The sequence below is a fragment of the Streptomyces sp. NPDC099050 genome (assembly GCF_044759865.1).
Taxonomy (GTDB): Bacteria; Actinomycetota; Actinomycetes; order Streptomycetales; family Streptomycetaceae; genus Streptomyces.
Map to the genome: position 1 here is coordinate 171977 of NZ_JBIWAE010000016.1, position 19880 is coordinate 191856.

17 protein-coding genes and 2 pseudogenes are annotated in these 19880 nt (G+C 71.6%); 7 read left to right on the plus strand and 12 right to left on the minus strand.

The annotated features are described in order from the left end of the window. Positions 1-13: 13 nt before the first annotated feature. On the plus strand, positions 14-217 hold the full coding sequence (locus ACIQV3_RS25880) for a hypothetical protein (protein WP_403715646.1): 204 nt from the start codon (positions 14-16) through the stop codon (positions 215-217). Here the strand turns inward: ACIQV3_RS25880 and ACIQV3_RS25885 are convergent. Beyond that, entirely contained in the window at positions 168-722 is a 555-nt protein-coding gene (locus tag ACIQV3_RS25885) for an ATP-binding protein (RefSeq protein ID WP_403715649.1), read from the minus strand. The genes ACIQV3_RS25880 and ACIQV3_RS25885 overlap by 50 nt on opposite strands. Before the next feature lie 94 nt (positions 723-816). Continuing rightward, positions 817-1518 carry an HdeD family acid-resistance protein gene (locus ACIQV3_RS25890; RefSeq protein WP_403715652.1) on the minus strand — a complete coding sequence of 234 codons (702 nt, stop codon included), beginning with the start codon at positions 1516-1518 and terminating at the stop codon, positions 817-819. Between the two features lie 126 nt (positions 1519-1644). On the opposite strand from ACIQV3_RS25890, the gene ACIQV3_RS25895 reads away from it, so the two are divergent. Beyond that, positions 1645-2394, plus strand: a complete 750-nt coding sequence (locus tag ACIQV3_RS25895; protein WP_403715654.1) for an enoyl-CoA hydratase/isomerase family protein — start codon at positions 1645-1647, stop codon at positions 2392-2394. On the opposite strand, the pseudogene ACIQV3_RS25900 reads toward ACIQV3_RS25895, so the two are convergent. Beyond that, positions 2369-2851, minus strand: a pseudogene (locus ACIQV3_RS25900) (DJ-1/PfpI family protein); the annotation flags it as partial. The gene ACIQV3_RS25895 and the pseudogene ACIQV3_RS25900 sit on opposite strands and share 26 nt — an antisense overlap. A 178-nt stretch (positions 2852-3029) precedes the next feature. On the opposite strand from ACIQV3_RS25900, the gene ACIQV3_RS25905 reads away from it, so the two are divergent. Both ACIQV3_RS25905 and ACIQV3_RS25910 read left to right on the plus strand, forming a co-directional pair. Then, the gene (locus ACIQV3_RS25905) at positions 3030-4667 is read left to right on the plus strand and encodes an ABC-F family ATP-binding cassette domain-containing protein (RefSeq protein ID WP_403715657.1); all 1638 of its coding nucleotides are present in this window, start codon (positions 3030-3032) and stop codon (positions 4665-4667) included. Positions 4668-4929: 262 nt separating this feature from the next. After that, positions 4930-5190, plus strand: a complete 261-nt coding sequence (locus ACIQV3_RS25910; protein ID WP_403715659.1) for a hypothetical protein — start codon at positions 4930-4932, stop codon at positions 5188-5190. A 69-nt stretch (positions 5191-5259) separates the two neighbouring features. Here ACIQV3_RS25910 and ACIQV3_RS25915 read toward each other — a convergent pair whose 3' ends face one another. The 6 genes from ACIQV3_RS25915 to ACIQV3_RS25940 all read right to left on the minus strand — a co-directional run bounded on the left by ACIQV3_RS25915 (position 5260) and on the right by ACIQV3_RS25940 (position 12264). Beyond that, on the minus strand, positions 5260-6048 hold the full coding sequence (locus ACIQV3_RS25915) for an SDR family NAD(P)-dependent oxidoreductase (protein ID WP_403715661.1): 789 nt from the start codon (positions 6046-6048) through the stop codon (positions 5260-5262). Positions 6049-6087: 39 nt separating this feature from the next. Continuing rightward, a complete protein-coding gene (locus ACIQV3_RS25920; protein ID WP_403715663.1) occupies positions 6088-7269 on the minus strand; it encodes an MAB_1171c family putative transporter in 1182 nt (393 codons plus the stop codon). Next, entirely contained in the window at positions 7259-7804 is a 546-nt protein-coding gene (locus ACIQV3_RS25925) for a hypothetical protein (RefSeq protein WP_403715665.1), read from the minus strand. The genes ACIQV3_RS25920 and ACIQV3_RS25925 overlap by 11 nt, the downstream gene beginning before the upstream one ends. A 241-nt stretch (positions 7805-8045) precedes the next feature. Beyond that, a complete protein-coding gene (locus ACIQV3_RS25930) occupies positions 8046-10565 on the minus strand; it encodes a Tex family protein (RefSeq protein ID WP_403715667.1) in 2520 nt (839 codons plus the stop codon). 128 nt (positions 10566-10693) lie between these two features. Beyond that, entirely contained in the window at positions 10694-11557 is an 864-nt protein-coding gene (locus ACIQV3_RS25935) for a hypothetical protein (RefSeq protein WP_403715673.1), read from the minus strand. 131 nt (positions 11558-11688) lie between these two features. Further along, positions 11689-12264 (minus strand): cysteine hydrolase family protein, encoded by a 576-nt coding sequence (locus tag ACIQV3_RS25940; protein ID WP_403715675.1) that lies wholly within the window; start codon positions 12262-12264, stop codon positions 11689-11691. Between the two features lie 299 nt (positions 12265-12563). Between ACIQV3_RS25940 and ACIQV3_RS25945 the strand changes: the two genes are divergently transcribed. Further along, positions 12564-14087, plus strand: coding sequence for a M1 family metallopeptidase (locus ACIQV3_RS25945; protein ID WP_403715677.1), 1524 nt, complete (start codon positions 12564-12566; stop codon positions 14085-14087). A gap of 34 nt (positions 14088-14121) precedes the next feature. On the opposite strand, the gene ACIQV3_RS25950 is transcribed toward ACIQV3_RS25945, so the two are convergent. Beyond that, positions 14122-14985 carry an oxygenase MpaB family protein gene (locus tag ACIQV3_RS25950; protein WP_403715681.1) on the minus strand — a complete coding sequence of 288 codons (864 nt, stop codon included), beginning with the start codon at positions 14983-14985 and terminating at the stop codon, positions 14122-14124. Between the two features lie 95 nt (positions 14986-15080). Here ACIQV3_RS25950 and ACIQV3_RS25955 point away from each other — a divergent pair, with 95 nt between their 5' ends. After that, positions 15081-15329 (plus strand): hypothetical protein, encoded by a 249-nt coding sequence (locus tag ACIQV3_RS25955; RefSeq protein ID WP_403715683.1) that lies wholly within the window; start codon positions 15081-15083, stop codon positions 15327-15329. Between the two features lie 130 nt (positions 15330-15459). Further along, positions 15460-16449: a sphingomyelin phosphodiesterase gene (gene sph / locus ACIQV3_RS25960; RefSeq protein WP_403715685.1), complete on the plus strand. Its 990-nt coding sequence runs from the start codon at positions 15460-15462 to the stop codon at positions 16447-16449. Positions 16450-16536: 87 nt separating this feature from the next. On the opposite strand, the gene ACIQV3_RS25965 is transcribed toward sph, so the two are convergent. Both ACIQV3_RS25965 and ACIQV3_RS25970 read right to left on the minus strand, forming a co-directional pair. Then, entirely contained in the window at positions 16537-18195 is a 1659-nt protein-coding gene (locus ACIQV3_RS25965; protein WP_403715687.1) for a bifunctional aspartate transaminase/aspartate 4-decarboxylase, read from the minus strand. A 61-nt stretch (positions 18196-18256) separates the two neighbouring features. Beyond that, positions 18257-19741: pseudogene (locus tag ACIQV3_RS25970) on the minus strand (aspartate:alanine exchanger family transporter); the annotation flags it as partial. Positions 19742-19880: the final 139 nt, after the last annotated feature.

The window sequence follows — 19880 nt, forward strand, 5'->3', positions numbered from 1 at the left end:
GGCCCTCGGGCCGGTGGCCTTCGAGCTGGTGGCCGTCGGGCCGGTGGCCGTCGAGCTGCTGGCCGTCGAGCTGGTGGCCGTCGAGCTGCTGGCCGTCGAGCTGGTGGCCGTCGGGCCGGTGGCCTTCGCCGGCAGCGGTCGCCGGTGGCCTTCGGGCCCGGCCGGGCTCAGACCGCCGAGGTCGGGGTGGCCGCGGGTGACGCGAGGGCCGTGGTGAGCGGCAGCGCCGCCCAGATCACCTTGCCGCCCGTGGAGGTGTGCTCCACGTCGCAGACCCCGCCGGCCTCCAGCGTGATCTCCCGGACGAGGAGGAGGCCCCGGCCGCCGGTCTGGCCGAAATCGGCCTCCAGCGCCTTGGGCCGGTACGGGTGGTTGTCCTCGACGGCCACCCGTACCCACTCCCGGCCGATGGCCACCTCCACCGCCACCTCCGGCGAGAGCACGGCCGCGTGCCGGACCGAGTTCGTCACCAGTTCGGAGACGATCAGCAGCAGGGAGTAGACCAGGTCGCGGTCGGCCGGCACCTCCTGGCGGCCGAGCAGGTCACGGACCGCACGGCGGGCCTGCGGAACGGATTCTTCTACCGCGGGTGCCGTGAATCGCCACACTCCCTCGTATGCGAGGGGGGCGGCCTCGACCTCCGGCTCGTCCCCCTTGACTGGCGGGACGCTCCCGCTCACATCCATCTCCCGGCCCCCGTCTTCACGCTCGATCGTCTGCACACGTCAAGAGTGGGGACCGGACCGCTCCGGGCCGGACCACTGACCAGAAGTCAGCAGCAATCGGACACTTTCTGACCGCTGGCGTATGACAGAGTCAGTTGTTCGACCGTTCCTGATCTTCTGGCAGGCTCTTCTCGGGCGCTACGGGCGTCTCGGGCGCGGGCGCTCCCGCCCCGGCCGGCGTCAGCGGAACCTCGTCGTCCCTGACCAAGCCCAGGATGCGGCGGGCTCCCATGCCCACGGCGATCAGACTCAGGCCGTCGAACAGCAGCGCGAGGGAGAAGAACGCTCCGATCACGTACAGGCTGCTGCCCGGCCAGTTCGCGAGGATCAGCAGGCCCAGCAGGATGCCGAAGGCGCCCTGGACCAGCGTCAGCCCGAGGTGCGCCCCGCGCACCACCACGGCGCCAGCCAGCCGGAACACCCCTCCGGTGAGGAACAGCAGCGCGGCGAACATGGTGAGCGCCTCCGCGCTCGCCTCCGGGCGGCGCAGGATCACGAAACCGGCCGCGATGTTGATCGCGGCGACGATGACGGCGAGCCAGAAGTAGTTGCTCTTGCGCGACTGGATCGCCTGGAGCAGGCCGACCACGCCGCCGAACAGCAGCAGCCAGCCGAAGAGGAACATCGTGGTCAGGGTGGCTACGCCGGTGTAGACGAGGCCCACCAGACCGGCCACCACCAGGAGCGCCCCGAGCAGGGCCATCCACGCGAAACTGCGGCTGACCTTCTTCTTGTCGGCCTTCACGTCCTGTGGACCCGTACGGTCCCCACGATCGCCACGGTCTGCGCCCATGGACGCGCCACCTTTCCGCTGCCCCCCGACGGACCTTCGGACCCCGCGACTGCCTGCCGGTCCACCGAGCTGCTGGCGACCGGTCTCTTGATCATAGGTTTGACCGTCCGGGATAGCATCCGGCGCATGGACGCCGCCCTCCTCTCCTCCGTCGCCGACGGGGTCGCCACCGTCGTGATCTCGCACCCCGCCAAGCGCAACGCCATGACGGCCGCGATGTGGCGCGGCCTGCCGGAGCTGCTGGCCGGGCTCGCGGCGGATCCCGCCGTACGGGTGCTGGTCCTGACGGGGGCCGGCGAGACCTTCTGCGCGGGGGCCGACATCTCCTCCCTGACCGGGGACGAGGACCCGCAGGCCCTGGCCGTGGCGGCGGAGGAGGCCCTCGCCGCCTTCCCCAAGCCCACGCTGGCCGCGATCCGCGGGTTCTGCGTGGGCGGGGGCAGCCAGCTGGCCGCCGCCTGCGACCTGCGCTTCGCGGAGGAGGGTGCCTCCTTCGGGGTGACGCCGGCGAAGCTGGGCATCGTGTACCCGGCCTCGTCCACCCGGCGCCTGGCCTCACTGGTGGGCCCGTCGGCTGCCAAGTACCTCCTCTTTTCCGCCGAGTTGATCGACGCGGAACGGGCGCTGCGCACCGGGCTGCTGGACGAGCTGCTCCCGGCGGGCCAACTGTCGAAGCGCGTGACGGAGTTCACCCGGGTCCTGGCCACGCGCTCCCAGCTCACGCAGAGTTCGGCGAAGGAGTTCACGGACGGCCGCACGGACCGGGACGCCTACTGGGCGGCGCAGGCCACGGCGAGCGGGGACATCACGGAGGGGGTCGCCGCGTTCCTGGAACGGCGCGCGCCCGCCTTCACCTGGACTCCTCCTTCGGAGTGACCGGGGCCGTCGGGGTGACCGAGCGGAGCAGCGCGACGATCTCGGCGGGCGCCTTGTCCGGGGAGCCCGCGTCGTAGGGCGGCTTCGGGTCGTACTCCGTCATGAGCTGCACGGCCTGCGCGTACGCGTCCCCGGCGATGCGGCCGAGGAGCGCGAGCCCCATGTCGATCCCCGCGGACACCCCGGCGGCGGTCACGTACTTCCCGTCGAAGACCACCCGCTCCGAGACGGGCTCCGCACCGAACGGGGGCAACCGGTCCAGGTACAGCCAGTGACCGGTGGCCCGGCGCCCGTCGAGCAGGCCGGCCGCGGCGAGCAGGGTCGAGCCGCTGCAGACGGAGGTGGTCCACGTACTGGTGGCGTCGACGGCCCGCAGCCAGTCGAGGACCACGGGGTTCCGCATCTCCCGGTCCGTGACCTGACCCCCGGGCACCAGGACGATGTCCGGCCGCGTCACCTCGTCGAGACTTCACCCGGCTCGGGCTGCTGACCACCGTGCCGGCCCTCGCCGCCGCGGTGACGGCCCTGTGGGCGGCCCTCCCGCTCCTCGGCACCTGACCCCCGGGTCCCGGGCCGGAGCCCCGCCCCGGGACCCGGGGCCCGGACGTGCGGGGCGCGGATAGGATCGGGGCATCATGACTGCAACCCTCGTCGCCAAGAAGCTCACCGCCGCGCACGGTGAGCGCACGCTCTTCGCCGATCTCGACCTCGTCGTCGCCCCGGGCGATGTCATCGGCCTCGTCGGCGTCAACGGCGCCGGGAAGTCCACCCTGCTGCGGATGCTCGCCGGGCTGGACGCACCCGAGACCGGTGAGCTGCGCCTCTCCCCGCCCAGCGCCGCCGTCGGCCACCTGCCCCAGGAGCCCGAGCGGCGCCCCGGCGAGTCGATCCGCGAGTTCCTGGCCCGCCGTACCGGTGTGGGCGCGGCGCAGGCCGAGCTCGACGCGGCGACGCAGGGTCTGGTGGACGGCACCCCGGGCGCGGACGACGCGTACGCGGACGCCCTCGACCGGTGGCTGAACCTCGGCGGGGCCGACCTCGACGAGCGGGCCCTGCAGGTCGCCGACGACCTCGGACTGTCGGTCGGTCTGGACCTGCCGATGACCGCGCTGTCCGGCGGCCAGGCCGCCCGCGCCGGACTGGCCTCGCTGCTGCTGTCCCGCTACGACGTCTTCCTGCTCGACGAGCCCACCAACGACCTCGACCTCGACGGTCTGGAGCGTTTGGAGCAGTTCGTGAAGGGGCTGCGCGCCGGCACCGTCGTGATCAGCCACGACCGCGAGTTCCTCACGCGCACCGTCACCAAGGTCCTCGAACTCGATCTGGCGCAGCAGCAGATCAACCTCTACGGCGGCGGCTACGACGCCTACCTGGAGGAGCGCGAGCGGGCCCGCAACCACGCCCGCGATCAGTACGACGAGTACTCCGACAAGCGCTCCGCCCTGGAGGACCGGGCGACGATGCAGCGCGGCTGGATGGACAAGGGCGTGAAGAACGCCAAGCGCAAGTCCACCGACAACGACAAGTCCGCCAGGAAGTTCAGCGCGGACGCGAGCGAGAAGCAGGCCTCGAAGGCCCGCCAGACGCAGCGCGCGATCGAGCGGCTCGACGTGGTGGAGGAGCCGCGCAAGGAGTGGGAGCTGCGGATGGAGATCGCGGCGGCCCCGCGCTCCGGTTCCGTCGTCGCCACCCTGCGCGAAGTGGCGGTCCGGCGCGGGGACTTCGCCTTCGGACCGGCGAGCCTGCAGATCGACTGGGCGGACCGGGTCGCCATCACCGGCGCCAACGGGGCCGGCAAGTCCACCCTGCTGGCCGTGCTCCTGGGCCGGCTCGCCCCCGACTCCGGTTCCGCCACCCTCGGCTCGGGCGTCCTGGTCGGCGAAGTGGACCAGGCCCGCGGCCTGTTCCTCGGCGACGAGCCGCTCATCGAGGCCTTCTGCGCCGCCGTGCCCGACACCGAACCGGCGGAAGTCCGCACCCTGCTGGCCAAGTTCGGCCTGAAGGCGGCGCACGTGACCCGCCCCGCGGCCACCCTCTCCCCCGGCGAGCGCACCCGGGCGGCCCTGGCGCTGCTCCAGGGGCGCGGGGTGAACCTGCTGGTGCTGGACGAGCCGACGAACCACCTCGACCTGCCGGCGATCGAGCAACTGGAGGCCGCGCTGGAGGCCTACGAGGGCACCCTGCTGCTGGTCACGCACGACCGCCGGATGCTCGACGCGGTCCAGGTGACCCGCCGCCTGCACGTCGCGGACGGCAAGGTCACCGAGGTCTAGAAGGTCACCGAGGTCTAGACCGAGTCCGGCCCAAGATGCCGAGCGGCGCGTGCGCGACTAGCCTTTGTGAGTGAGAGCCGCAACCGCGGAGCACGCCCCCATGGCCGGACGTCGCACGTCGCCAGGGCAGGCGGACCTGTATTTCCGCACTTCGGCGGCCCTGTATCCGATCCCGCGCTGCGCCCACGCGTACGCAGCCCGCGGTTTCGTCCTTCGCGCCTCGCAGAGGTTCGAGGAGGGCGGAAGGAAAGGGAAAATCCTCATGTTTGCAACGAGAGCGAAGCGCCTCTTCGTGGTCTCCGCCGCCGGTCTCCTGATGGCCGGCGGGGCCGCGCTCGGCACGGCGGGCACCGCCTCGGCGGCGACCCCGGCCCAGCACGTCAGTTACGTCGCCGGTGGCTGGGGCCACGACGACGACAACGGCTGGCACCACGGCGGCTGGTGGGACGACGATGACGACTACGGCTACGGCGGCTACGGCGGCCACGGCGGCTATGGCGGCTACAACCACGGCGACTGCTGACCCCTCCTCCAACCCAGGCGTGCGCGGCCCTGCCCCAGGGCCGCGCACCGGGCTGCCGCGAGGCTCGCGTCAGCTCCCGTCCGGCCGGTCCGCCGGAGCCCGCCGGGTGCGGGCCATCTTCCGGGCCACGAACCCGCGCGGGAGGTGGCGGGCGGCCAGCGCGTACGCCTGGTAGCGCCGGCCCGTGATGCTCACCGGGCGGCGCCGGGCCAGGTCCTTCAGGGCCCGGGCCACCACGGCGTCCGGCTCCAGCCACACCGCGTCGCGCAGGGCGCTGACGTCCATCCCGGCGCGCTCCTGGAACTCGGTGCGGGTGAATCCCGGCACCACCGCCAGCACCCGGACCCCGTACGGCTCCATGTCCACGCGCAGCGACTCGCTGAAGGCCGTGATCCAGGCCTTCGCGGCGCCGTAGGTCCCGGTCGGCAGCAGTCCGGCCACCGAGGAGACGTTGAGGACCGCGCCGCGGCGGCGCTCGCGCAGGCCCGGGAGCACCGCGTGGGTGAGCCGGAGCGGCACCCTGACCAGCAGGTCGAGCATCCGCTCCTCGTCCTCGACCGGGTTGTACGGGAACGGCGCCGGGAGCCCGAAGCCCGCGTTGTTGACCAGCATGTCGACGGGCCGGGCCCGGTCGGCGAGCCGGTCGGCGACGGCGCCGAGCCCGCCCTCGTCGAGCAGGTCGGCGGGCAACACCTCGCAGACGGTGCCGAATTCCCGGGCGAGGCCGGCGGCGACGGCTTCGAGGCGGTCCTTGTCGCGGGCGACGAGGATGAGGTCGCAGCCCTTCGCGGCGAAGCCGCGGGCGAAGGCGGCGCCCAGTCCGGCGCTGGCCCCTGTGATCAGTACGGTGGTGGTCAAGAGACGTTCACTTCCTGGCTGTCGGGCGTATCGCGTGTCTCACGCGGTGAAACCGGCCGTGGCCGGTGAGGCGTAGGCCTGGGCCACGTCCACGAGGAAGCGGGTCTCGCCTTCCAGGTCGCCTCCCTCGGCCGAGGTCTGGAGGGCCGCGGGCAGCTCCAAGGCGTTCCCGTCGGGCCGCTGTTGCGGGATCCCGGCGAGCTTGGCCTGCCGTGCCTCCTTCAGTACGCAGGCCAGCGCGGCCGCGCCCGCCCGCTGTTCGGGTACTCCGCTGCCGGCCACGTGGCTGCGCGCGAGCTCCGGCACGCCCGGGGCGACGTACTCCCCCAGGATCAGGATGGCGTCGCGGGTCTCGATGACCTTGCGGTACACGAGCAGGTTGCGCGGGACCGGCGGCCACAGCAGTTCCAGCACCCGGCCGCCGCGCGGCTGGTTGAGGGCGACGTGCGGGACGGCGTGGACCAGGTCGCGCCAGAGCGGCCACAGGCGCCAGGCGGTGGCGGTGTCGGCGGCCGTGCGGCGGAAGGTGAACAGTGTGGGGACGAGGATCGCGGCGGCGCGGAGCAGTCCGTGCGCGTTCATCAGGAGCGGGTTCGCGGGCATCGCCCAGGTGAAGCCGAAGACCGCCTTGAGCAGGTACACGAACCAGAACGCCCCGGCGAGCGCGGTGCCCAGGCCGAACAGCAGCAGTCCGGCGGCGAGGCCCCGGCTCTCGGCGCGCCGGCTGTACCGCCAGCAGACCAGTACGCAGACGGTGTTGGCGATCAGGTGGGCGGAGATCAGCACCAGCCAGTACGCGAGGGAGGGCACCGGGTCGCCGGCCGGCGGGATGGTGTGCGTGCCGTGGGCGGGCGCGGCCGCGTCCAGGGCGACGAGGACGGTCAGCCAGAGGACCGTGCCGGCGCCGGAGGCGATCTGGAGCCGGCGGCCACGGGTGGCGGCGGCCACGAAGTAGAGCACGGCGCCGGCCGACAGGACGCCGATGAGGTTGCGCACCAGCCCGATGGTGTGCGCGTAGCCCGGGTCGCGGCCCATGGCGTAGGCGACGACGTCGGGGAGGTTCAGGGTCATCGCGGCCGCGGCGGTGGCCACGGCGAGCCACAGGCCCCGCTGGTGCGGGGCGCGCAGGGCGCCGGGTGCGCGGAGCAGGACGGCGACCCAGAGGCACACGACGCTGGGAACGGCGAGCGCGTCGCCGAAGGCGATCAGATCAGAAGCCACGGTGGACCGGCCCCCGCCCGCGTCGCTCGTAGCCCATCGCGGACTCCAGCCGGGCGAGCGTGTCCCGCCCCGTGGGGCCGTGGCCGAGGTGCGGGCCGCGGGTCCCCGTGCGGATGCGGATCATGCTGGCGAGCATCTCCGCCTCCCGCTCCTGGCGGGTGGTGTAGTTGGTGCGTCCGAGCACGGTGGGCACGGGTCCGTCCGGCCCGCCGGCGCCCGGGGGGTCCTCGACGGGGACTTCCAGCGAGTGGTGCCCGAAGAGGATGTGGCCGAGCTCGTGGAGCACGATGTGCTCCCGGTGCAGCGGGGTGGTCTGGGCCTCGTAGAAGACGTAGTCCACGTCGGCGGTACCGACCCACAGGCCGCACACTCCGGACTCGGCCGCCTCCCTGGGCAGCGGGTGGAGCCGGATGGGGCGGCCCCGCTGCTCGGCTATCCGCTCGCACAGTCCGTCGAGGGAGAAGGGATGTGTCAGGTCAAGACGGCCGAGAATCGCCTCGCACCGTTTGCGCAGACTGGGCTGAGGGTGGCGCATGTGTTCCCTCTTCGGACCCTTTCTCGGGCAACGATGGTAGGCGTGCGTGGGCTGGAGCATGGCGTCCTTGGTCTTCAAGGCGGCCTCGGGAGTGCTGTCCCGGGGGGAGAAAGCGGAAGCCCGCTCGCCGGAAGACGAACGGGCGTTCCGTCATGCCTACAGATCATCCGGATGAGTTGGCAAGGTATGTCCCCATGTCGGGTGCCTATTCAGCCAATCCGGCACGCACTGTCACGAACGGCTAGCGGCCCCGGCCGCCCTGCTGGTCGGGGCCGCTGAGTCCCGCGCGGCGCAGGGCGTCGGCCATCGCGCTGTTGGCGGGGGCCGGAGCGCCGCCGCCCTGGCGCTGGCCGCCGCCACCCTGACCGCCCTGGCGCTGGCCGGCGCCTCCCTGACCGCCCTGACCGCCCTGGCGGCGGCCCTTGCCGCCGTCGCGGGAGCCGCCCTGACCGCCCTGGCCCCGCTCGCTGCCACCCTGACCGCCCTGGCCGCCCGCGCCGCGCTGCTGCGGGGGTCGGCCGCCGCCTCGCCGCTCGCCCCGCTCCTCGCGCTGCCTCGGCGCACCGCCTTCGGCGCCGCCGCGCTCCGCCTCGTCCTCCAGGCGCAGGGTCAGGGAGATCCGCTTGCGCGGGATGTCCACGTCCATGACCTTGACCCGGACGATGTCGCCCGGCTTCACCACGTCCCGCGGGTCCTTGACGAAGGTCTTGGACAGCGCCGACACGTGCGCGAGCCCGTCCTGGTGGACGCCGATGTCGATGAAGGCGCCGAAGGCGGCCACGTTGGTGACCACGCCCTCCAGGATCATCCCGGGGGCCAGGTCGCCGATCTTCTCGACCCCCTCCTTGAAGGTCGCCGTCTTGAACGCGGGCCTGGGGTCCCGGCCCGGCTTCTCCAGCTCGCGCAGGATGTCCGTGACCGTCGGCAGGCCGAAGGACTCGGTGACGAACTGCTCCGGCCGCAGCGAGCGCAGCACACCGGTGTTGCCGATCAGGGCCGCCACCTCGCTGCCCGCCGTCTTGCCCATGGTGCGGACCACCGGGTAGGCCTCGGGGTGCACGCTGGAGGAGTCCAGGGGGTCGTCCCCGCCGCGGATCCGCAGGAAGCCCGCGCACTGCTCGTACGCCTTCGGGCCGAGCCGGGCCACGTCCTTCAGCCCCTTGCGGTTGCGGAAGGGGCCGTTGGCATCGCGGTGCGCCACGATGTTCTCGGCGAGCCCGCCGCTGATGCCCGACACGCGCGAAAGCAGCGGCGCGGAGGCGGTGTTGACGTCGACGCCGACGCCGTTCACACAGTCCTCGACCACGGCGTCGAGCGAGCGCGAGAGCTTCACCTCGGACAGGTCGTGCTGGTACTGGCCGACACCGATCGACTTCGGGTCGATCTTCACCAGTTCGGCGAGCGGGTCCTGCAGGCGCCGGGCGATGGAGACCGCGCCGCGCAACGACACGTCCATGTCGGGGAGTTCCTGCGAGGCGAAGGCGGAAGCCGAGTACACGGAGGCACCGGCCTCCGAGACCATCACCTTGGTGAGCTTCAGCTCGGGGTGGCGGGTGATGAGGTCCGCGGCGAGCTTGTCGGTCTCCCGGGAGGCGGTGCCGTTGCCGATGGCGACGAGCTCGACCGCGTGCTCCTTGGCGAGGCGGGCCAGCTTGGCGAGCGCGTCGTCCCACTTGTTGGCGGGAACGTGCGGGTAGATCACCTCGGTGGCGACCACCTTGCCGGTGGCGTCCACCACGGCCACCTTCACGCCGGTGCGGAAGCCCGGGTCCAGCCCGAGCGTGGAGCGGGTGCCGGCGGGTGCGGCGAGCAGCAGGTCGCGCAGGTTGGACGCGAAGACCCGTACCGCCTCGTCCTCGGCGGCGGCGCGCAGCCGGGAGCGCAGGTCGATGCCGAGGTGTACCTGGATCTTGGTGCGCCAGGCCCAGCGGACGGTGTCGGCGAGCCACTTGTCGCCGGGACGGCCTCGGTCGTTGATGCCGAAGCGGCGGGCGACCATGCCCTCGTACGTGGAGGGCCCGGGCGTCTCACTCGGTTCCTCCGGCTCCAGGGTGAGGTCGAGGACGTCCTCCTTCTCCCCGCGGAGCATGGCGAGCACGCGGTGCGAGGGGAGGGCGGTGAACGGCTCGGTGAAGTCGAAGTAGTCGGCGAACTTGGCGCCCGCCTCCTCCTTGCCCTCGCGGACCTTCGCCGCGAGCCGGCCGCGGCCCCACATCCGCTCGCGCAGTTCGCCGATCAGGTCGGCGTCCTCGCCGAACTTCTCGGTGAGGATCGCGCGGGCGCCCTCCAGGGCTGCGGCCGGGTCGGCCACGCCCTTGTCCGTGTCGACGAACGCGGCGGCCGCCACGGCCGGTTCCTGCGAGGGATCGGCCAGCAGCCCCTCGGCGAGCGGCGCGAGGCCGGCCTCGCGGGCGATCTGTGCCTTGGTGCGGCGCTTGGTCTTGAAGGGGAGGTAGATGTCCTCCAGCCGCGCCTTGGTGTCGGCCGCGTTGATGCGGGCCTCCAGCTCGGCGTCGAGCTTGCCCTGCTCCCGTACGGAGTCGAGGATCGAGGCGCGCCGGTCCTCCAGCTCGCGCAGGTAGCGGAGCCGTTCCTCCAGGGTGCGCAGCTGGGCGTCGTCGAGCATCTCGGTCGCTTCCTTGCGGTAGCGCGCGATGAACGGCACGGTCGAGCCGCCGTCGAGCAGCTCGACGGCGGACTTGACCTGCCCCTCCCGTACGCCGAGCTCCTCGGCGATCCTGCCTTCGATGGACATCGTCACTGTGCGGTCCCGCCTGCCTTCGTACGTGTACGTGACGCCGCGTGGTGCGTGCTGTGTGCTGCGTCGGAAGGCTGCCAATTGTGGCAGGTGGCGGCCGCGGACGTCGGGAGCCCTGTCCGTACGGGGTCTCAGGCCTTGCCCATGAGGTCCCCGGGGAAGGCTCCGGCGACGAAGGCCCGCACGGTGAACCCACCGCCGATCTCCGCGAGCCGGGCGACCGCGGCCGCGCCGAGGTGCTCGTACGGAGCCTCGTCCAGGCGGTCGGTCTCCGTCTCCAGAGCTTCGCGCAGCGCCGCGCCCCCGGGGGTCAGCTCGCCCTCGGAATCGAGCAGTCCGCGCTCGCGCAGTCGGTCCGCGGCCGCGTCCAGGTCGGACTGCTCCCAGCCGCGGATGTACTTGAGGTACTTCGGCGTCATGCCGTGGCCGCTCGCCGTGTGGCTGACCAGGGCCTCGACCGGGTCCAGGCCGACGGTGAGCAGGGCGACCAGGTGCCCGTCGCCGCGGTGCTCGCGCAGCAGGGTGGTGGCGTGCCACAGCTTGAGGTGCGGCTCCTCGGGTACGGGGAGGTCCGCGTGGGCGGAGTAGAGCGTACGGGCGTGCCGGGTACAGGCCTCGCTCGCGCGCATCGCCAGGGTGGCCGCCTCGGCCATCTCGGGGGACGCGAGGGTCTCGTCGCCGAGCAGCCGGCGCAGCGTGCTGTCCGCGGCCCGCAGCCGGGCGGCGAGGACCTGCGCGGGGGTGGCGGTGTCCCATACGGCGGGGAGGTGCCGGGCCACGAGGTCGTGGCGGTAGTTGTAGAAGGTCGCCGTCACCGTGCCCGCGCCGACCGCGCCCATGGCGGCGGAGCGGGAGGCGAGGTTGACGGCGTTGCGGTCGGTGATCCCGAGGGCCGCGAACTCCTTGCCGAGGTCGGGCGAGAAATAGACGGTCGAGTGCAACGGGTTGATCGCCCCGTGCCAGCAGCTGCGGGCGGCGCGCGCCGGAAGAGTCATGGCGCGCAGGCTAACGACTGCTTGGTATGGAGAGAAGGGCGGGGTACGGCCGGACCGGTGGCGACCCGGTAACGGGAAGGGGCCTTCCGGCCCGCGGGACCGGCCCGCGGGCCGGTCCTACGGGGGCGCGGCTACTTCAGTTCGGCTCCGGTGGCGACGACCACCCCGTAGAGCTCGGTGACCGTGGCGAGGGCCGCCTGGTGGATCTGCCGCGCCGCGAGGGCGCCCGCCGGGCTCTCCAGCGCCCGGGTCGCCGAGGCGTCGGCGACGACCGTCGGGGCGTAGCCGTGCAGGAAGGCGCCCTCGGTGGTGAACAGGGTGCACATGTTGGTCATGAACCCGGCGATGATCAGGTTCTTCCGGCCGGTGGCCCCGATGATCTCGTGGAGATCGGTCCCGTGGAAGCCGTTCGGGACGGACTTGGTGACGACGGCCTCGCCGGCCCGGGGGGCGACGGAGGCGTGGAGGGTGCCCGGCTCGGTGTCGACGCCGTAGCCGCCGTCGCGGATGTGGACGACGGGGGTGCCGGCCTCGCGGGCGCGGGCGAGGAGCCGGGAGGCGGAGGCCAGCGCCGGTTCCCAGCCGTCGAGTTCCATGACGCCGCCGGTGTAGGTGTTCTGGTAGTCGACCAGGACCAGGACCGCGTCCTCGAAGGTCGCGGGGGTCTCGTCGAAGCCGTTGAGCTGACGCAGGGTGGTCGTAGCCATAAGGGTGCCGTTCTCACGAGGGTGGGGTGGGTTCGCGGCCGGCGCGGGGCCACATCGGCAACGCTAGGACGCGGCGAGGGCCCGGGCAATGACGGCCGGGCCGCAGATCCGGACATCGGTCCGCGCAGGCCGCGGGCGGTGCACCGGGTCTCTCCGCCACCCTGACCGGGCGTGTTCGGCACGGGCGTTTTTCAGACGCATGGCGATCATGTGACAGGAGGGGCCATGGACATGACGTGGGGTCCTGGGCATGAATACGGTCGAACGGAAGCCACTCCCCTACCCATTTGGAGTTCAAGGTGCACCGCAAAGTCATCGCTCCGAGCGTGCTCGCCGCCTCCCTTCTGCTGGTGATCCCGGCGTCGGCGGCGAGTTCCGTTCCGGGCGCACCGGGTATCGGCGATCCCTACTACCCGGCCAGCGGCAACGGCGGGTACGAGGTGTCGCACTACGACCTGCGCCTCCGGTACCAGCCGAAGACCGACCTGCTGGAGGGCACCGCCACCCTGCTGACCACCGCCAAGCAGGACCTGTCCCGCTTCAACCTCGACTTCGGCCTGGACGTCAGCGAGATCCGGGTCAACGGGGTCAAGGCGAAGTTCGCCAAGTCCGGCGTCTCGGAGCTGGAGGTCACCCCGGCCTCCCCGCTGCAGCGGGGCAAGCAGTCGAGCGTGGTCGTCAAGTACGCGGGCAAGCCCTCGGAGTTCAAGGTCGACGGCTGGTCGGCGTGGCAGCGCACCCCGGACGGCGGCGTCGCCGCGCAGGAGCCCGATGCGGCGGCCTGGTGGTTCCCGAGCAACGACCACCCGCTCGACAAGGCCACCTTCGACGTGTCCGTCAACGTGCCCGACGGCACGCAGGCCATCAGCAACGGCGTGCTGCAGTCGCAGAGTTCGCGGCTGGGATGGACCCGGTACAACTGGCGCTCGAACAAGCCGCAGGCCACGTACCTCGCCACCCTGGCCGTCGGCAAGTTCGACATCACCACCGACAAGACGGCGAGCGGGCTGCCGATCCTGAACGCGTACAGCCAGGACCTCGGCGACAACGCGGGCGCGGCGCGCGCGAGCGTGGAGCGGACCGGTGAGGTCGCGGAGTGGCTGGAGGGGGTCTTCGGGCCGTACCCCTTCAACGCGCTCGGCGGGTACGTGCCGAACGTGCCCAGCGGGTTCGCGCTGGAGACGCAGACCCGGCCGTTCTACAGCCCCCGGCAGTTCGCGAACGGTGCGAACGTGTCCGTGGTCGTGCACGAGATCGCCCACCAGTGGTACGGGGACAGCGTGTCCGTCGACAACTGGAAGGACATCTGGGTCAACGAGGGCTTCGCCCGCTACAGCCAGTGGCTGTGGTCGGAGAAGGAGGGGGAGGGCACCGCGCAGGAGCTCGCCGACTGGGCGTACGGACAGCGTCCGGCCGAGGACCCGTTCTGGCAGGTCAAGCCGGGTGACCCGGGTCCGGAGAACCAGTTCCACGGGGCCGTCTACGACCGTGGTGCGATCGCGATCCAGGCGCTGCGCAACCACGTCGGCGACGAGAAGTTCTTCCGGATCCTGAAGGGCTGGCCGACCGAGCGGGCCTACGGCAACGCCAAGGTCGGCGACTTCGTCCGCTACGCCGAGAAGATCTCGAACCAGCCGCTCGCGCAGCTCTTCGAGACCTGGCTCTACACCCCGGGCAAGCCGGCCGCCTCGGCCCTGAACCCGGTGAAGGCCTCGACGGCTCCGGGCCCCCGCACCCTGCGCGCCCCGGCGGCCGGCAAGGCGGCCGAGCCGAAGTCCTGGAAGAAGATCGCCGCGACGAACACCGTGCACGACGCGCACTGACCCACCACCGTACGAAGCTGCGCGCCGTCGCCCCTCAGCGGGCGGCGGCGCGTACGCGCGCCCGGGCCGCGCGGGCGATCGGGAGGTAGCGCAGGCGCTCCGGCAGGAGGGGTACGAGGAGGCGCAGGACCGTACTGAACCGGCGCAGGCGGCGTTCCTGGGCCGGAGTCCACTCCAGGCCGATGGCGGCGCGCGCCTCGGGCGGCATGTAGCCGGCGGTGACGAAGGCCCGGAAGTGCAGGAAGGCGGCCCGCAGGACGGGCCAGGTCAGCCGCAGCAGGAGCCGGACCGGCAGCGGGCCTCCGGCGGGGCGGGGCAGGGGCGCGTCGGTGGCGAGGAGTTCGCGGGCGACCTTGGTGGGCTCGATCTCCTCGGCCAGCATGCGGTGGTAGTACGGCCAGTACTCCTCGATGCTCTGCGGCATGTCCCGGTCGTGCAGACCGAGGATGCGGCCGACCTGGAGCCACTCGCGGTAGAGCTGGCGCTCCTGCGCCGGGGTGAAGGGGCGCAGCAGGTAGCGCCCGGCGTACAGGTAGACCGGGAAGCCGGTGGCGTGCACCCAGGCGTAGCAGGCCGGGTCGAGCGAGTGGTAGCGGCGCCCCCGGGTGTCGGTGCCCTGGATCTCCTTGTGCAGGCGGCGCACCCGGCGCCCCTCGGCCGCGGCGTCGGCCCCGCCGTACACCCACAGCTGGACGGAGCGCAGGGAGCGCTCGCCGCGGCCCCAGGGGTCGGTGCGGAAGACGGAGTGCTCGTCGACCCCGGCGCCGATGGCGGGGTGGGCGACCTGCAGGGTGAAGGCGGCGGGCAGCATGAGCAGCGCGCGGACGTCTCCGGCGATGGTCCAGAGCACTCCCCCGGGCGGTGGGGGCTCGGGGTCGCGCCGCTCCGTCGTGCTCATGCGCGTGCCCCCAGGGTGTCGAAATTGCCGTTCTCCCAGTATGCAGGGGGTCCGGTGGCTTCCGCCGGAGCCTGTGGACGGTGCATCCTGCGGCCATGAACCTGTCCCCCTCGGCCTGGCTGCGGGAGCTGGCCCCCTGGATGCTGGCCGGCACCGCCGTGACGCTGGCCCTGGTCTTCGCCGTGCTCTTCGCGCTGTGCGCGGCGGCGTACTTCCTCCAGCGGTTCCGGCGGCGCCGGGAGGACGCCCCGGGCGCCCGCGACACCTCCGGCGCCGCGGAAGCGGGCGGTCTCGGCGGCTTCACCTGGACCTCCGCGCAGGACGAGGACCGGCGGGCCGGCTGAGGGACCGGCCCGGAACGCCGAAGATGTACCCCCTGCGTCCAGAAACCCGTGTCACAGGTGTTACCGCGAAGTAACCCTGGCTGCTTGGATGGCGGAGCCGATCTTCCCCCACAGGAACGAGGGAACCTCCATGCCCAAGACCCAGCCCCGCGGGACCCGCGCCGCCTCCGCGGCCGTCGCCGCGATCGCCGTCGGATCGCTCGTGGCGACCGCGGCTCCGGCCGCCACCGCCGCCGAGAGCGCCGCCGCGCCGCGGCTCAGCGTCCTGTCGTACAACGCGTTCCTGATGAGCAAGAGCCTGTACCCCAACTGGGGCCAGGACCACCGGGCGGCCGAGATCCCCAAGGCCTCCTGGTACCAGGGCCACGACGTGGTCGTCCTCCAGGAGGCCTTCGACAACGGGGCCTCCGACGCCCTGAAGGCCAACTCGTCCGCGCAGTACCCGTACCAGACCCCGGTCCTGGGCCGCAGCAAGAGCGGCTGGGACGCCACGGGCGGCGCCTACTCCTCCACCACCCCGGAGGACGGCGGCGTCGCGATCCTCAGCAAGTGGCCGATCGTGCGCAAGGAGCAGGTGGTCTACAAGGACGCCTGCGGCGCCGACTGGTGGTCCAACAAGGGCTTCGCCTACGTCGTGCTGAACGTGAACGGCACCAGGGTCCACGTGGTCGGCACCCACGCCCAGTCCACCGACCCCGGCTGCGGCGCGGGCGAGGCGGCGGAGATGCGCGCCCGCCAGTTCCGGAACATCGACGCGTTCCTGGACGGCAAGAACATCCCGGCGGCCGAGCAGGTCATCGTGGCGGGCGACCTGAACGTCGACTCGCGCACCCCGGAGCTGGCCACCATGCTGGCCAACGCCGACCTGGCCGGCTCCGACACCCGCACGGGGCACACGTACTCCTTCGACACCGCGCTGAACTCGATAGCGAAGTACCGCTACCCGACCGACCCGCGCGAGGACCTGGACTACGTGCTCTACCGCAAGGGCAACGCCCGCCCGGCGAACTGGGAGAACAATGTGGTCCTGGAGCAGTCGGCGCCCTGGACGGTCTCCAGCTGGGGCACCTCCTACACGTACAGCAACCTCTCCGACCACTACCCGCTGATCGGCCGCTGATCCTGCGCTGATCGGGCACCGCGAAAGGGGGTGTGTCCGCCGCGATCCGGCGGGCACACCCCCTTTCCGCCCGTGGGCCTGAGGCGATCAGCCGTTCGCCTTCGCCCGCTCCCACTCGCTCGCGTAGTCGTTGAAGATGGCCCGCAGGTGGTGGCCGATCTTCAGGTAGTCCAGGTCGTCGAGGTTGGCCAGGGAGACGCGCACCGACCACTGGGGGCCGTCGAAGCCGCCTCCGTTGAGGAGGACCACCGAGGTCTGCTCGGCGAGCCGGAACAGCGGGTCGACGGGCTCGTAGTTCTTCTCCAGGAAGTCCGCGAAGTCCTTGCCGTGCACCCGTTCCGCCTCGGCCAGCAGGTCGAGCTCGATGTAGTACCCGGCCCGCTTGTCGTCCTCGGAGATCTTCATCTGGGCTCCCTCCAGGAGGAGGTCGAGCCTGCGGTGGACGATCTGCCGGATCCGCTCCTTGTACGCCTGGCCCTCGCCCAGCATGTCGAAGAGGGAGAAGAGCACCATCATCGTCTGCTGCGGCAGCGAGAGGCCGGCCGTGTGGTTGAGGGCCACCGACCGGGAGTCCGCGACGAGCCGGTCGATGAAGCGGATCTTCTCCGGCTCCAGGCTGAGGGTGCCGTACCGCTTGGCGAGGCGGTCCTTCTGGTCCTGGGGGAAGTTCGCGACCATCTCGTCGATGACGTTGTCGTCGTGCAGCCCGATGACGCCGAGCCGCCAGCCGGTGCAGCCGTAGTGCTTGGAGTACGAGTACACGAGCAGGGTGTTGCGCGGCAGGTCGGCGGCGATCGAGCGGAAGCCGGGCACGAAGGTGCCGTACACGTCGTCCGTGACGATCAGCAGGTTCGGGTTGCTGGTGGCGACGATGTCCTTGATCTGGTTCGCCACCCGGTCGCTCAGCGCGAGCGAGGGCGGGTTGGAGGGATTGACCAGGCAGACGAGCTTCACGGCGGGGTCGGCCAGCTTGGCGACCTCCTCCTCCGGGTAGCGCCACTGGCGCACGCCGGTCTCGGCGAACAGGCTCGCGGAGACGTTCACCACCTCGAACTCGAAGGTGTCGAGCTCGGGGATCTCGATGTACGGGGTGAACACCGGGGTCATCAGGGCGATTTTGTCGCCCTTCTTCAGGACCCCGTTCTTCATCAGGGAGTCGAAGATGTAGCACATGGCGGCGGTGCCGCCCTCGGTCGCGAACAGCGACAGGTTGTTGCCCTCCGGCGGCCTCTTGCCGAACATCTCGTCGGCGACGTAGCCGCGCACGATGTGCTCCGCGTGGGTCAGCATCCGGTCCGGGACCGGGTAGTTGTCGCCCGTGATGGAGTCGGTCAGCTCGTGCACGAAGGCGTCCTTGTCGAACGGCCAGCGCGACAGCGCGTACTGGACGCACGCGGACAGCATCTCCACGCCCGGCAGGTCGGGGTGGCGCCGGGCCCAGGACTCGAACCGGTCCCCGATGCCCTTCTTCTCCGGCATCCCGCCGAGGTTGTCGGCGGTCCACACCCGCCGCGACTCCTCCAGCGCGAAGTAGCCCAGCGCGTAGAAGGCCTCGCGCGGCCCAGTGGCGATCCAGTTCGGGTTGCCGCGGCCCGCGTTGAGCATGGCCCGGGCGGTGGTGTCCTTCTGGCCCGGCTTGTCGGCCTGGGCGGCCGTGGCGAGCTGGATGAACTTGTCCTTCAGCTCGAAGGGGCTGAGCTGCGCGAAGGACTGGATTTCCTCGCGGCTGAAGGTGGTCTCCGGCACGGTGGCTTCCTTTACTCCGAGGGGCTTTGCTTCGAGGGGCTTTGCTTCGAGGGGGCTTCGTTCAGTGGTTGAGGATGACGATCACTGCGCCCCAGATGGTCAGCAGCACGTTGCTGATCGCGTAGGGAATCGTGTAACCGAGCGTCGGCACCTGCGATTTGGACTGTTCGTTGACCGCGCCGATCGCCGCCGTCGTGGTCTGGCCGCCCGCCAGGACGCCCATCAGGATCGGGAAGCGGATCTTCTGGACGTGGTGGCCCACGAAGAAGCCGACCAGGAGCGGGATCAGCGTGGCGATGGCTCCGAAGAGCAGCAGCCCCCAGCCGGCGGTGGCCAGCCCGCTGGTGAAGCTGGGCCCGGCGTTGATGCCGACGACCGCGACGAAGAGGCAGAGCCCGAGGGTGTCCATGAACCACTGGGCGCCGGGCGGGACGTTGCCGTACGTCGGGTACTTGCCGCGGATCCAGCCGAAGACCAGGCCCATGATGAGCGCGCCGCCCGAGGTGGACAGCGAGATCGGGACCCCGCCCGCGGTGAGCGCCGGGATGCCCAGGCAGCCGCCGAGGAAGATGCCCAGGCCCACCCAGATCATGTCGGTGGCGAAGCTGGTGGGCACCGGCTTGCCGATGGCCTTGCCGGCCGGGTCGACCAGCCGCTTCGGGCCCGACAGGATCAGGGTGTCACCGCGCTCCAGCGGGGTGGCGAGCCGGTAGGGGAACTCCGTACCGGAGCGGTAGAGCTTGTCGATGAAGACCCCGACCATGAACGGCTCGGCGCGCAGGTCCGCGATGGTCTTGCCGAGCTGCGCCTTCTCCGAGGCGACCACGTGCAGCGTCTCGGTCTGGTAGCCGAGGAGTTCGACGTCGTCGGTCTCGGGGCCGATGTGGGTGCGGGCGTCGAAGTCGACCAGGGACCCGCGCAGCGCGCTGACGGCGACGACGTCGCCTTCGAGCAGGGTGGTCTGCTGGGTGTGGTCGATGATCTTCCCGTCCCGGCGGATCCGGGTGAGGTAGATGCGGTGGCCCAGCGCCTTCTGCTGGTTCTCGAAGTCGTCGATGGTCCGGCCGACGAGATCGGGCCGCTGGATGGTGTAGGCCCGCAGGACGATCTCGTAGTAGCCCTCGTGCAGGTCGGGGTTGTCGCTGGGAGCGTCCATCTCCTTGGCGATCTGCGCGCTCTCGGCCGCGAGGTTGCGCCGGTAGAGCCGGGGCAGCACGTTGGCCAGGAGCATCGCGCAGAGGATGGTGCCGAGCGGGTAGGTGACCGCGTAGCCGACGGCGACGAGGTTCTCCTGCTCCTTGATCTGATCGGGCGAGAGGCCCGGAAGGTTCCCGATGGCGTCCTGGGCCACGCCGATGACGGCGGACTGGGTGAGCGCGCCGCCCAGCAGGTCCCAGCCTGACAGAGCGGCAAAGCCCCAGGAGACCAGCAGACCGGCACCGCAGACGCGGCTGGTGCTGCGACCCTGGGGCAGGCCGTCGTTCTTCGGGTCCCGCAAGAACTGCGAGCCGACCTTGCGGTCGGTGGCGAAGAGGAACATCTTGAATCCTCCCCCTCCTAGTGGAGGGGGATTCCTGGCTCACGCTGCCTGGCGGACCAGCGGCCCGCCAGGACTTCCGCGATCAGCGCCAGCCGGGTTGAAACCAGCCCGGAAAACAGCAACGCCAAAGCGGATGTGCGCACTT

Bases quoted from the DNA above. Each gene is read 5' to 3' on its own strand.
- sph (WP_403715685.1), top strand. From the start codon at position 15,460: ATGCCCAAGACCCAGCCCCGCGGGACCCGCGCCGCCTCCGCGGCCGTC.
- ACIQV3_RS25925 (WP_403715665.1), bottom strand. From the start codon at position 7,804: ATGCGCCACCCTCAGCCCAGTCTGCGCAAACGGTGCGAGGCGATTCTC.
- ACIQV3_RS25955 (WP_403715683.1), top strand. From the start codon at position 15,081: ATGAACCTGTCCCCCTCGGCCTGGCTGCGGGAGCTGGCCCCCTGGATG.
- ACIQV3_RS25910 (WP_403715659.1), top strand. From the start codon at position 4,930: ATGTTTGCAACGAGAGCGAAGCGCCTCTTCGTGGTCTCCGCCGCCGGT.
- ACIQV3_RS25935 (WP_403715673.1), bottom strand. From the start codon at position 11,557: ATGACTCTTCCGGCGCGCGCCGCCCGCAGCTGCTGGCACGGGGCGATC.
- ACIQV3_RS25895 (WP_403715654.1), top strand. From the start codon at position 1,645: ATGGACGCCGCCCTCCTCTCCTCCGTCGCCGACGGGGTCGCCACCGTC.
- ACIQV3_RS25890 (WP_403715652.1), bottom strand. From the start codon at position 1,518: ATGGGCGCAGACCGTGGCGATCGTGGGGACCGTACGGGTCCACAGGAC.
- ACIQV3_RS25940 (WP_403715675.1), bottom strand. From the start codon at position 12,264: ATGGCTACGACCACCCTGCGTCAGCTCAACGGCTTCGACGAGACCCCC.
- ACIQV3_RS25905 (WP_403715657.1), top strand. From the start codon at position 3,030: ATGACTGCAACCCTCGTCGCCAAGAAGCTCACCGCCGCGCACGGTGAG.
- ACIQV3_RS25950 (WP_403715681.1), bottom strand. From the start codon at position 14,985: ATGAGCACGACGGAGCGGCGCGACCCCGAGCCCCCACCGCCCGGGGGA.